This is a genomic window from Corynebacterium neomassiliense (genome assembly GCF_900626215.1).
GTDB lineage: Bacteria > Actinomycetota > Actinomycetes > Mycobacteriales > Mycobacteriaceae > Corynebacterium > Corynebacterium neomassiliense.
This window is the reverse complement of the sequence record NZ_LR131106.1, coordinates 464912-477728: the sequence shown is the minus strand read 5'-3', so window position 1 is coordinate 477728 and position 12817 is coordinate 464912. Positions and strand designations below refer to the sequence as shown.

Sequence of the window (12817 nt, the reverse complement as noted above, 5' to 3'; positions counted from 1 at the left end):
GACGACCATTCCCGTCCACCGACCCTTCTACGAGGAGCTCCCATGTCCGCCGACGGCATCGCCGACATCACCCTGAAGCCCGGCTGTGGAGACGGGTACCGGATCGCCGTCGTGTCGGCGTCCTGGAACGCCGACATCACCGACCGGCTCCACGCCCACGCCGTCTCCACACTGAGGGAGCTCGGCGTCCTCGTCGACGACTGGCGTGTCGTCGGATGCATGGAACTTCCCGTCGTCGTCAAGGCTGCCCTGCAGACCCATGACGCGGTCGTCGCCAACGGGTGCGTGATCCGTGGGGACACCGCCCACTTCGACTATGTCTGCCGTTCGGTGACCGACGGACTGACCCGTGCCGCCCTGGACTCGGGCAGACCGGTGGGCAACGGAGTTCTCACCGTGGAGACGCTGGAACAGGCCGTGGAACGTTCCGGTGTGCCCGGTGCGGTGGAGGACAAGGGTGCCGACGCCGCCCGTGCCGCCCTCCACACACTGCTCGTCCTCGACGACATCGGAACCCGGGGGTAGGCAGGTCCGGGTTAGGCCGGCGACGGCGCCCCGGGGTAACGTGGGCCGACGTGAGCACGGCTGATTCCACCGCTGATACATCCGCACCGACCGGCAACGGTTCCCGTCAGAAGGCCGGGGGCCGGAGTGAAGACTGGCTGCTGACCGTCACCTCCCCGTTCCTCAGGCGGGTGGCCTGGATCGCCGTGGTGGTGATCATGATGGTGCACATCTTCATGGGGGTCGTGTCTGCCGTGGGAGACACCGGGGCGACCGTGACCGTCGTCGACCAGTGGGCTTTCGTCGGTCTGGGCGTCCTCTTCTCTGCGGCGGTCCTGACCCTGACGCGCCCACGGGTCAGGGTCAACGCCCGTGGCGTGGAGGTCCGCAACATCACCGGTGCGCGGTTCTACCCGTGGAAGATGGTCTACGGTCTGTCCTTCCCCCGCAACGCCCGCTGGGCCCGCCTGGAGCTCCCGGACTTCGAGTTTGTCCCGATGATGGCCTTCCAGATCGGCGACAAGGCAACCGTCGCGCAGAAGGTCGAGGAGTTCCGTCGCCTCGAGGACCGATACATGCCCGAAGAGTAGGCGGGGACCTCAGATGGCAGATCCCTCCACCTACCGGCCGGCACCGGGTACGGTACCCACCGACCCGGGCGTCTACACTTTCCGGGACGCCGACGACCGCGTCCTCTACGTCGGCAAGGCGAAGAACCTGCGCAACCGCCTGTCGAACTACTTCCAGGATCCCGCCCACCTCAGTCCCCGGATCCGGACGATGGTCTTCAGCGCCGACCACGTCCAGTGGACCGTGGTCTCCAGTGAGCTGGAGGCCCTGAACCTCGAGTACACGTGGATCAAGAAGTTCGCCCCCCGGTTCAACGTCATGTACCGGGACGACAAGACCTACCCGGTACTCGCGGTGAGCGTGAAGGAGAAGTACCCCAGGGCCTTCCTCTACCGGGGTCCGCGGCGTAAGGGTGTCCGCTACTTCGGTCCGTACCCGAAGGCGTGGGCGATCCGGGAGACCCTGGAGTCACTGACACGGGTGTTCCCGGTACGTACCTGCACCAACGGCGTGTTCCGCAGGCATGAGCAGCTGGGAAGACCCTGTCTGCTGGGGTACATCGACCGGTGCTCGGCACCCTGTGTGGGCCGGGTGTCGCCGTCGGAGCACATGGAGCTCGTCGACGGGTTCTGCTCTTTCCTCGCCGGGGGGAACACCGAGCGGGTGATGCGTGAGGTCCGTCATGAGATGGAGGAGGCCGCCGGCGACCTCGACTTCGAACGCGCGGCGTCCCTGCGTGACCAGCTCGCCGCGATGGACTCCGCGATGGAGAAGCAGGCCGTGGTCTTCTCCGACGCGACCGACGCCGACGTGATCGCGACGGCCGGCGACGACCTGGAGACCGCCGTGCAGATCTTCCACGTCCGTGGCGGACGGATCCGTGGTCAGCGCGGCTGGGTGGTGGAGACCGGCGACGGTGCCGACGGTGGTGACCTGCCGGGCCTGCTGGCAGACTTCCTCACCCAGTTCTACGGACAGTCGGCTGAACTGTCGGATGCGACGGAATCCGCGGTGGGCGGTAACTCCAGGGCCGCGGCGAGCCGTGAGGTGACACTCGAGCCGGTACCCCGGGAGATTCTCCTGCCCGCACAGCCGGAGGACGCCGCGGAGATGACCGACTGGCTGACAGGACTGCGGGGGGCGAAGGTGACTCTGCGCACCCCGCAACGGGGTGACAAGAAAGCCCTGATGGACACGGCCGCGGAGAACGCCCGCCAGGCACTGCGCCAGCACAAGCTGGCCCGCGTCGGAGACATCACCGCGCGCTCCGCCGCACTGGAGGACCTGCGTGAGGCGTTGTGGATGGACGAGTCGCCCCTGCGGATCGAATGTACCGACATCTCCCACATCCAGGGCACCGATGTCGTCGCCAGTCTGGTGGTCTTCGAGGACGGTCTGCCCAGGAAAGCCGACTACCGTCGGTACCGTATCCGGGAGGCGGCCGGCGGGGGGCACTCCGATGACGTGGCCTCGATCGCGGAAGTGGTCCGCCGCAGGTTCCGCAGGTACCGGGAGGACCGGACCGCTGTCCCCGAGGGTGACGACGGGGGAGAGCGTCTCGAGGGCGAGGTCACCGTCCGGGAGGCGGAGGCCGGCACCGCCCGTTTCGCCTATCCTCCACAGCTGTTCATCGTCGACGGTGGGCGTCCCCAGGTGGAGGCGGCGCAGGCCGTGCTCGACGAACTGGGGGTCACCGACGTCACTCTCGTGGGTATAGCCAAGCGGCTGGAAGAGCTGTGGGTGCCGGGGCAGGACTATCCGGTCATTGTCGCGCGCAATTCTCCGGCACTGTACCTGGTGCAGCAGATCCGTGACGAGGCCCACCGGTTCGCGATCACGTTCCACCGTGCCAGCCGTGGACGCCGGATGACCCGGTCGGTTCTCGACGACGTCCCCGGCCTGGGGCCGAAGCGCCGTGCCCAGCTGGTGAAGGCCTTCGGTTCGGTGGCGAGGGTGAGGGAGGCGGGGGAGGAGGCTGTCGCGGCACTGCCCGGCTTCGGTCCCCGGCTCGCGGCGGCCGTCATCAGTGCGCTGGACGGGCAGGCCGCGCAAACCCGCCGGTCGCCACAGTCAGGTCCGCCACCGCAGTCAGGTGAGGCAGGTGAGTCGGGTCCGTCGGACTGACGGGCGTGGGCCGGTTAGACTGGTCCCCATGGACAACCGCCACGTATCCTCGCCCGCTCCCCGGCAGGAGGCGTCACTGGTCCTCATCACCGGAATGTCCGGTGCCGGTCGTAAGGAGGCCGCCACCGTGCTGGAGGAGATGGGCTGGTACGTCGCCGACAATCTCCCGCCCGAGCTCATCATGAGGATGGTGGAACTGAGTTTCGAGTCGCATTCCCCGGTCGAGAGGCTTGCGATCGTCACTGACGTCCGTTCCCGGGATTTCGTGGGGTCGCTCACCGAGGTGCTCGCCGGCCTGCACGATTCCGGCCGACGTCCGGTCGTCCTCTACCTCGACGCCGATGACGCCACGCTCGTACGCCGCTACGGCCAGCTGCGCCGTACCCACCCGCTGCAGGACGGGGAGACTCTCCAGGCAGGCATCAACCGCGAACGGGAGATGCTCGAGGGCATCAGGCAACGCGCGGACATCGTGATCGACACCACCGGCACCAGTGTCCATGACCTGCGCCGGCAACTGGAGGACTATTTCACCGCTCTGTCCGACCGCCGCGAGCACGTGACCGTGCAGTCGTTCGGCTTCAAGAACGGTGCCCCCCGGGACCTGGACCTGATGTTCGACGCACGGTTCCTGCCGAACCCCTACTGGGAGCCGGAGCTCAGGGAGCACAGCGGACTGGAGGCCGCAGTAGCCGACTACGTACTGGACCGGCCGGAGGCCAGGGACTACCTTGACGCGGTCCAGCGCGTGGTGGAGACCGCCCTGCCCGGCTACCGGCGGGAAGGCAAGAGGTTCATCACCGTGGGAGTCGGGTGCACCGGCGGCCAGCACCGCAGTCCGGCCGTCGCGGAGGCACTCGCCGCACGGCTGTCAGGTGACGAGGATCTCGAGGTCAGGACAGTGCACCGCGATCTCGTGAAATACGAGGACAGGTTCCCGGAGGCCGGAGGTGACCGGAAGTGACCGTCACAGGAATTCCTGACACCACCGATCCCGGACTGCCCTCGGAGGACATCGCGGCGTCCGCCGGTGAACGCACAGTCAACCGTGTCGTCTGTCTCGGCGGGGGCCACGGGCTGTTCGCCACGCTCAGGGCGGCCCGGGGTGCGGCGGAGAATGTCACAGCCGTGGTGACCGTCGCCGACGACGGCGGTTCGTCCGGACGGATGCGCCGCGAACTGGGCTCCCTGCCACCCGGTGACCTGAGGATGGCCCTGGCCGCCCTGGTGCGGGACACGCCCCGCGGCAGAATGTGGGAACGTACCCTGCAGCACCGCTTCGGCGGGCACGGGGCACTCGCCGGTCACGCGGTGGGAAACCTCATCCTCGGCGGACTCACCGAGGTGATGGGGGACAGTGTCGCCGCCCTCGACGAGCTGTCCGATCTGCTCGGCGTCCGTGGCCGGGTGCTGCCCATGTCCCTGGAACCGCTGGACCTCGAGGCAGAGGTCCAGGGGCTCGGTGACGATCCCCGTGAGGTCACGGCCGTCCGTGGCCAGGTGGCGGTGGCGTCCACCCTCGGCCAGGTGCGGCGTGTCCGTCTCATCCCTCAGGACGCCCCGGCGACCCCCGAGGCGGTGCAGGCCATCCTGGACGCCGACCTCGTCACCCTGGGCCCCGGATCATGGTTCTCCTCGGTCATCCCGCACCTGCTCATCCCGGGTATCGTCGATGCACTGCTGCGCACCGACGCTGTCCGGGTCGTGATCATGAACCTGGTCGCCGAGTCCAGCGAGACCAACGGATTCTCGATGGAGCGCCACATCCATATGCTTCTGCAGCACTGCCCGGAACTGCGGATCGACGTCGTCGTCGTCGACAGGAGTTCCGTGCAGTCGGCCCGGGAACGTCGCCACCTGGAGCGGGCGGCCGCACGACTCGGTGCGACCGTGATCTACCGGGACGTCCGGGAGGATGACGGCCGTGGCCGTTTCACCGACCGGCATTCCCCGTCAAAGCTCGCCGACGTTCTCAGGGAGTTCGACTGCACCGGTGGCCGGCGCGCGTCCGGAGGCGGAACGGAAGCAGGCACAGGGAGCGGAACTTTGACAGTGAAGGGAGAAGCGGGTGCCACCGTGGACCTTGACCGCTGACGTCCGTCAGGAGCTTCTCGGTGTCACGGTGACCAGTCCGGACGTACTCACCGCCGAAGTCAGTGCGTTACTGCGCTACACCGGGTCGATGCACCTCGTCGACGGGGAGATCGTCGTCGAAGCTGAGGTCGAGGGGGCGGGTACGTCCCGCCGGCTCGTCGACGCCGTGGAGGAACTGTTCTCACTTCCCGTGGACGACGGTTGCCTGCCGCCCGCCGGGCGGGACTCCCGCACGGGAGCCGCCCCCGCACGCCCCACTGTCCCCGACTCATCCTGGTACCACCTGCGGTGGTCGCGGGGCGGCACCGAACTGGCCCGACGCACCGGTCTGATCGACCGTGGCGGTCACCCGGTACGGGGACTGCCGCCGTTCATCATCGGCGGCAGTGCCGCACAGTGCGCCGCGGCGTGGAGGGGTGCATTCCTCGCCCACGGTTCGGTCGGGGACCCGGGGCGTCCCGCGGCGCTGAGCGTGGCGACCCCGAGCAACGAGTCGGCGCTGGCGCTCGTCGGCGCGGCCCGCCGGATCGGTGTGACCGCCCGTACCCGTGAGGTTCGTGGGGTCAACCGGGTGGTCGTCCGTGACAGTGAGGGCACCGCGGAGCTCCTCGGACAGATGGGTGCGGTCCGTGGACGCAGGAGGTGGGAGGAACAGTGCCGTCACCGGGAGAGCCGGTCAGGTTCGACACGACTGGCCAACTTCGACGACGCGAACCTCCGACGTTCAGCCAGGGCCGCCGCCACGGCCGCCGCCCGGGTGGGCAGGGCGCTGGAGCTTCTCGGTGACGATGTCCCCGAGCATCTCCACCAGGCTGGCGTGCTGCGGGTCACGCACCGGGAGGCTTCCCTGGAAGAGCTGGGTCACCTGGCGGTACCGCCGATGACGAAGGACGCCGTGGCCGGGAGGATCCGGCGCCTGCTGACCATGGCGGACCGTCGTGCCCGCGAACTCGGCGTCCCGGACACCACCGCCGCCGTCGACCACGGTGGGGCTGACACGGTCCCCTGAGTTACTCGACGACTGGCTGACCGGTTGCCCCGTGCACCGGTGGTGGGCAGGTCAGGCAGCTCTGCCCGGAACAGACGGTGAACGGTTCCGCACACTTCCTGCACACCCGGGTTCACGTGGGTAGTGTCGGAACCGGAACCGTTCCCCCTTACCCAGGAGACCACCGTGACAGTACGAGTAGGCATCAACGGCTTCGGTCGCATCGGCCGCAGCTTCTTCCGTGCCCTCCAGGACAGTGACGCCGATCTCGAGATCGTCGCCTTCAACGACCTCACCGACAACAGGACGCTCGCCAACCTGCTGAAGTACGACTCGATCATGGGACGCCTCGGGAAAGAGGTCACCTATGACGACGAGTCGATCACCGTCGACGGCCACCGCATCATCGTCAGTGCCGAGCGCGACCCGAAGAACCTCAGCTGGGGTGACCTGGGGGTGGACATCGTCGTCGAGTCCACCGGCTTCTTCACTGACGCGAACGCCGCCCGGGCGCACCTGGACGCCGGCGCGAAAAAGGTCATCATCTCCGCGCCCGCGAAGAACGAGGACGGCACTTTCGTCGTCGGGGTGAACCACACCGATTACGACCCCGCCACCCAGGACATCATCTCCAACGCCTCCTGCACCACCAACTGCCTGGCGCCGCTGGCCAAGGTCCTCGACGAGAACTTCGGCATCGTCCGCGGTCTGATGACCACCGTCCACGCCTACACCGGTGACCAGCGCCTCCACGACGCCCCGCACAAGGACCTGCGCCGTGCCCGCGCCGCAGCACTCAACGTCGTCCCGACCTCCACCGGCGCCGCCGAGGCCGTCTCCCTGGTACTTCCGCAGCTCAAGGGCAGGCTCGACGGTTACGCCCTGCGCGTCCCCGTCCCCACGGGGTCCGTCACCGACCTCACCTTCGACGCAGAGAAGCCGGTGAGCGTGGACGCGGTCAACGCCGCCCTGAGGGAAGCGGCCGAGGGGGAGCTGAAGGGGATTCTGTCCTATTCCTACGACGAGCCCCTGGTCTCCACCGACATCGTCGGAGACCCGCACTCCTCTATCTTCGACTCCGCACTGACGAAGGTCATCGACAACCAGGTCAAGGTCGTGTCCTGGTACGACAACGAGTGGGGCTACTCCAACCGTCTCGTGGACCTCACCGCGTACGTCGGGGAACGTCTCTGACGTCCCTCCCGGAGTTGCACCACCCCCGTGTCCTGACAGCGACTTCACCACCGACCCCACCGCCGCACCGGTGAACGGTGACGGGTGGGGTTGTCCGTCCTGCCCTCCGATAACCTGCCACCCCCGGCGGCTACACTTTTCCCGTCAGTCCGCACAGATCCAGGAGACCACTACATGACCGTGAAAACCATCGACGACCTGATCGCCGACGGGGTCGAGGGGCGCCACGTCCTCGTCCGCGCCGACCTGAATGTCCCGTTGAAGGACGGGGAGATCACCGACCCGGGCCGGGTCGACGCCTCGGTGCCCACGCTGCGCCGCCTGTCCGACGCCGGTGCACGCGTCATCGTCGCAGCCCACCTGGGCAGGCCGGGAGGCAGGGTCGACCCGGCGTTCTCCCTCGCCCCCGTCGCCGAAGCCCTGTCGGAGAGGCTGGACCGTTGGGTTCCGCTGGCGTCCGATGTGACCGGTGAGGACGCCCACGAGCGGGCCAACGGCCTCGACGACGGCGACATCCTGCTGCTGGAGAACGTCCGTTTCGATCCTCGCGAGACGTCCCGGGACGACGCCGAGCGACTGTCCTTCGCCAGAGAACTGGCCGCCCTCACCGCCGACGACGGTGCCTTCGTCTCCGACGGTTTCGGGGTCGTGCACCGCAGGCAGGCGTCCGTCTACGATGTCGCCACCCTGCTGCCGCACTACGCCGGCGGGCTCGTGGAGTCCGAACTCTCGGTCCTGCGCCGGGTCAGCGGATCCCCGGACCGGCCTTACGTGGTCGTCCTCGGCGGTTCAAAGGTCTCCGACAAGCTGGCCGTCATCGAGGCTCTCGCCCCGAAGGTCGACCATCTGGTCATCGGCGGAGGAATGTGCTTCACCTTCCTCGCCGCCCGCGGGTACAGCGTGGGCACTTCCCTGCTGCAGGAGGACATGGTCGACACCTGTCGGGACCTTCTGGAACGTTTCGGTTCCGTCATCGTCCTGCCCTCGGACGTCGTCGTGGCGCCGGAGTTCTCCGCCGACGCCCCCGCCACCACCGTCGCCGTGGACGCTATCCCGGACGACCAGTCCGGACTCGACATCGGACCTGCCTCCGTCAGAGCCTTCGGCGAGATCCTGGACGGGGCGCGGACCGTGTTCTGGAACGGCCCGATGGGTGTCTTCGAGTTCCCGGCTTTCGCCGAGGGAACCCGCGGGGTCGCCCGCGCCATCATCGGGGCCACCTCCGACGGGGCGTTCTCCGTCGTCGGTGGAGGTGACTCCGCCGCAGCAGTGCGCACACTCGGCCTCGACGAAGACGGTTTCAGTCACATCTCCACCGGCGGCGGGGCCTCGTTGGAGTTCCTCGAAGGTAAGGAACTGCCCGGTATCGCCGTCCTCGAGAACCAGGAGCAGCGCTCATGACCACCACCGGTAAGCGCACCCCGTTCATCGCCGGCAACTGGAAGATGAACCTCAACCACCTGGAGGCTCTCCAGCTGGTCCAGAAGCTGGACTTCGCCCTGCCCCGCGACTACTACGACCATGTCGACGTCGCAGTCATGCCTCCTTTCACCGACATCCGCAGTGTGCAGACTCTCGTCGACGGGGACAGGATTCCGCTGACCTATGGTGCCCAGGACGTCTCCGCCCACGGGTCCGGCGCCTACACCGGAGAGGTGTCCGCGTCGATGCTGGCGAAACTGGGCTGCAGCTGGGTCATCGTCGGCCATTCCGAACGTCGGAGATACCACTCCGAAGATGACGCCACCGTCGCAGCCAAGGCTGTCGCAGCCCTGGGTGCCGGGCTGTCACCGGTCGTCTGCGTCGGAGAGTCCCTCGAGACCAGGGAGGCGGGCGAGCATGTCGCCTTCGTCTCGGAGCAGACCAGGGCCTCCCTCGCCGGGGTGCCGGAGTCCCGTCTGGGCGACCTCGTGATCGCCTATGAGCCGGTGTGGGCCATCGGTACGGGCAGAGTGGCTTCCTCAGGGGACGCCCAGGAGGTCTGCCACGCCGTGCGTGGGGTCCTCGCCGAACTGGGTGGGGAGTCGGTCGCATCGACGGTGCGGATCCTCTACGGGGGTTCCGTGAAAACCGGGACCGTCGCCGAGATCATCAGCCAGCCGGACGTCGACGGAGCCCTCGTCGGCGGCGCGAGCCTCGACGGTGAGGAGTTCGCGCGCCTGTGCGCCGCAGCGGCCAAAGCCTGACAGCGGTGACCCACCGCGGGGCCTGACAGCGGTGACCCACCGCGGGGCCTGACAGCGGTGACCCACCGCGGGGCCTGACAGCCACGGTCCTGCCACCGGCCACCTGACCCGGGTCCCGTCCGTTCTGCGGGGCCGGCCGTCAGACGGCACAATGGCTGTCATGGACTCCACGACACCGTCCGCAACTGACGACAACGCCGGGAACAGTGACGGTCACAACGCCGGACGGGACACCCCGGCCCGGCAGACCGTCCCCGGCACAGCCGTCCCGGTCGTCCCCCCGGACGTGGACACCCCGGAGATCGTCCCCGGTGTACGGCAGGACATCCGCTACCTCGGGGCGATCCTCGGTGACGTCATCCGGGAACAGGAGGGGGAGGCGGTCTTCGACCTGGTGGAGTCGGCGCGCAGGGCGTCCTTCTCCATCCGTCAGGGCAGCACCCCCGTCAGCGACCTGGCGGACAGGCTCCGCGACCTCCCCGCAGACCGCGCACTGCCGGTCATCAGGGCATTCAGCCATTTCGCGCTGCTCGCCAACCTCGCAGAGGACCTCCACGAGGAGCGGGTCCGCGACCACCTCGCCGAACGTGGTGACCCACCCCCCGCAGCAACGCTGGCCGCGACCTGGCGCACCCTGTCCGACAGCGGGGTCACCGCAGACCGGGTCACCGAGGTCATGGAGCACGCCTACGTCGCTCCCGTCCTCACCGCCCACCCCACCGAGACCCGCCGCCGCACCGTCTTCGACGTGCAGGCCGACATCACCCGCCTCATGCGGGAGCGGGGCAGGATCATCGCAGCCGGACGCACCGCCAGCAGTGACGTGATCCTCACCGACATCGACCGTGACATCCGCCGCCGCGTCACCATCCTCTGGCAGACCGCCCTGATCCGCTCGGCCCGTCCCCGGATCGAAGACGAGATCAACGTCGGACTGCGCTACTACACCATCAGCCTCCTCCGGGAGATACCGCTGCTCAACCTGAAGATCAGCGGGACACTCCGGGAAATCTACGGTCCCGGGGTGCCGGACACCCCGGTACTGCGGCCCGGATCCTGGATCGGGGGCGACCACGACGGCAACCCCTACGTCACCGGAGACACCGTCCGGTACGCCACGGACAGGGCCGCCCAGACAGTGTTCACCTGGTACCTCGACGAACTCGGGAAACTGGAGCATGAACTGAGCCTGTCCACCCGGCTCACCGACGTCCTCCCCGAGCTCACGGAACTCGCCGACCGTGGCAACGACGACGTCCCCTCCCGGGCCGACGAACCCTACCGCAGGGCGGTGCACGGCATCCGCGGCAGGCTCGCAGCCACGGCCACGACAGCACTGGGGGAGGACGCCGTACCGCCACGACTGGCCGACGGTCACCGCCCCTATGCGGCAGTCGCGGACGCCCTCACCGACCTTGGAGTTGTCGACCGCTCCCTCCGCGCCTCGAACGACGGAATCATCGCCGACCACAGACTCGCGACAGTGATCAGCGGACTGCGCACCTTCGGTTTCCGGCTCAGCGCACTGGACCTCCGCCAGAACTCCGAGAGCTTCGAAGCGGTCCTCACCGAGATGCTGGCACGGGCAGGAGTGACCGACAACTACGCGGCACTGGGTGAACAGGACAAGGTCACACTGCTGACCAAGGAACTGCACACCCCGCGCCCGCTGTCCGACCCCTCGGCACAGTGGAGCGAGGTCACCGCGAGGGAACTGGGGATATTCCGGGCCGCGGCCTCCGCCGCCACCAAGTTCGGCCCCGAGGTGGTCCCGCACTGCATCATCTCCATGGCGTCCTCCGTCTCGGACATCCTCGAACCGTTCCTCCTGCTCAAGGAGGTCGGGCTGGTCAGGGTCGACGACGGCGTCCTCAGCGGGGCAGTCGACGTGATCCCCCTGTTCGAGACCATCGACGACCTTGACGCCGGGGCGTCCGTGATGACCGCCCTGTGGCAGCTGGACTTCTACCGTGACTACGTCGTCACCCACCGCGACGGAGTTCAGGAGGTCATGCTCGGCTACTCCGACTCCAACAAGGACGGCGGATACCTCGCCGCGAACTGGGCACTCTATGACGCCGAGCTCGCCCTCGTCGCAGCCTCACGGGAGGCCGGACTGGGCCTGCGCCTCTTCCACGGGAGAGGCGGAACTGTAGGTCGTGGCGGCGGGCCCAGCCACGAGGCTATCCTCGCCCAGCCGGAAGGTGCAGTCCAGGGCAGTGTGAGGATCACCGAGCAGGGGGAGATCATCTCCGCGAAGTACGGGGTCCCCTCGGTGGCACGGAGGAACCTGGAGGCCCTGGTCTCGGCGACCCTGGAGGCGAGCCTGCTGCCGGTCGACCGGATCCGCGACCCCGACCGCGCCTACGCGACGATGCGGGCGCTGGCCGCGAGCTCCCGGGAGACCTATTCGGCACTCATGCACGACGACCCGGGATTCATCTCCTACTTCACCTCGTCGACACCGTTGGCAGAGATCGGGAACCTCAACATCGGTTCCCGTCCCAGCTCGCGGAAGCAGACCAGCAGCATCGCCGATCTGCGTGCCATCCCCTGGGTCCTGTCATGGTCACAGTCGAGGGTCATGCTCCCGGGGTGGTACGGGGTGGGATCGGCACTGAGGGACTGGACGGAGGGTGACGCCGAACGTCTCAGCTACCTGCGTGAACTCCACCGGGACTGGCCGTTCTTCCGCTCCGTGATGTCCAACATGGCCCAGGTGATGGCCAAAGCGGACCTGTCTGTGGCCCGGCTCTACGCCGGGCTGGTCGCCGACCCGGACAGTGCCCGACGGATCTACACCGCGATCGTCGACGAATTCCGGCTGACCCTGGACATGTACGTCAGAGTCACGGGTACCGAAAGCCTCCTCGACGACAACCCCGGGCTGGCGGTGTCGATGCGCAACCGGTTCCCTTACCTCATCCCGTTGAACCTCCTGCAGGTCGAACTGTTGCGCCGGTACCGGGCAGGGGACAGGTCGGAGGACGTTCTCGACGGTATCCGGTTGACGATGAACGGGCTCGCCACCGGGCTGCGGAACTCCGGGTAGACTCCGGCTCGTCTGACAGCAGGTCCCGGGGACAGCCCGGCGGCGGACACCCCGGCAGCGGGAGGACTGCACCCGCGGTCCCTGGTGCTAGAATACGTGGAGTTG

General features: G+C 68.1%; 10 protein-coding genes. All 10 read left to right on the top strand.

Translation table 11 applies throughout. The features are described 5' to 3' along the window. The first annotated feature begins 42 nt into the window (after window positions 1-42). The 10 genes from ribH (at window position 43) to ppc (ending at window position 12712) form a co-directional block, all read left to right on the top strand. Window positions 43-525: a 6,7-dimethyl-8-ribityllumazine synthase gene (gene ribH, locus E0E18_RS02150; RefSeq protein ID WP_066588737.1), complete on the top strand. Its 483-nt coding sequence runs from the start codon at window positions 43-45 to the stop codon at window positions 523-525. Window positions 526-575: 50 nt separating this feature from the next. Then, window positions 576-1094 carry a PH domain-containing protein gene (locus E0E18_RS02145; RefSeq protein WP_130839209.1) on the top strand — a complete coding sequence of 173 codons (519 nt, stop codon included), beginning with the start codon at window positions 576-578 and terminating at the stop codon, window positions 1092-1094. Between the two features lie 13 nt (window positions 1095-1107). Beyond that, window positions 1108-3198 (top strand): excinuclease ABC subunit UvrC, encoded by a 2091-nt coding sequence (gene uvrC / locus E0E18_RS02140; RefSeq protein ID WP_130839208.1) that lies wholly within the window; start codon window positions 1108-1110, stop codon window positions 3196-3198. A 28-nt stretch (window positions 3199-3226) separates the two neighbouring features. Further along, a complete protein-coding gene (gene rapZ / locus E0E18_RS02135) occupies window positions 3227-4162 on the top strand; it encodes an RNase adapter RapZ (protein ID WP_130839207.1) in 936 nt (311 codons plus the stop codon). A gap of 50 nt (window positions 4163-4212) precedes the next feature. After that, window positions 4213-5292, top strand: coding sequence for a gluconeogenesis factor YvcK family protein (locus E0E18_RS02130; RefSeq protein WP_130841132.1), 1080 nt, complete (start codon window positions 4213-4215; stop codon window positions 5290-5292). After that, a complete protein-coding gene (gene whiA / locus E0E18_RS02125) occupies window positions 5282-6301 on the top strand; it encodes a DNA-binding protein WhiA (protein ID WP_237559597.1) in 1020 nt (339 codons plus the stop codon). The genes E0E18_RS02130 and whiA overlap by 11 nt, the downstream gene beginning before the upstream one ends. Before the next feature lie 165 nt (window positions 6302-6466). Beyond that, window positions 6467-7474, top strand: a complete 1008-nt coding sequence (gene gap / locus E0E18_RS02120; RefSeq protein WP_130839206.1) for a type I glyceraldehyde-3-phosphate dehydrogenase — start codon at window positions 6467-6469, stop codon at window positions 7472-7474. A gap of 174 nt (window positions 7475-7648) precedes the next feature. Next, window positions 7649-8875 carry a phosphoglycerate kinase gene (locus E0E18_RS02115; protein WP_130839205.1) on the top strand — a complete coding sequence of 409 codons (1227 nt, stop codon included), beginning with the start codon at window positions 7649-7651 and terminating at the stop codon, window positions 8873-8875. Next, a complete protein-coding gene (gene tpiA, locus E0E18_RS02110) occupies window positions 8872-9660 on the top strand; it encodes a triose-phosphate isomerase (protein WP_110481409.1) in 789 nt (262 codons plus the stop codon). Before E0E18_RS02115 ends, tpiA begins: the two co-directional genes overlap by 4 nt. A gap of 301 nt (window positions 9661-9961) precedes the next feature. Then, window positions 9962-12712 (top strand): phosphoenolpyruvate carboxylase, encoded by a 2751-nt coding sequence (ppc, locus tag E0E18_RS02105; protein WP_202616747.1) that lies wholly within the window; start codon window positions 9962-9964, stop codon window positions 12710-12712. The last annotated feature ends 105 nt before the right edge of the window (window positions 12713-12817 follow it).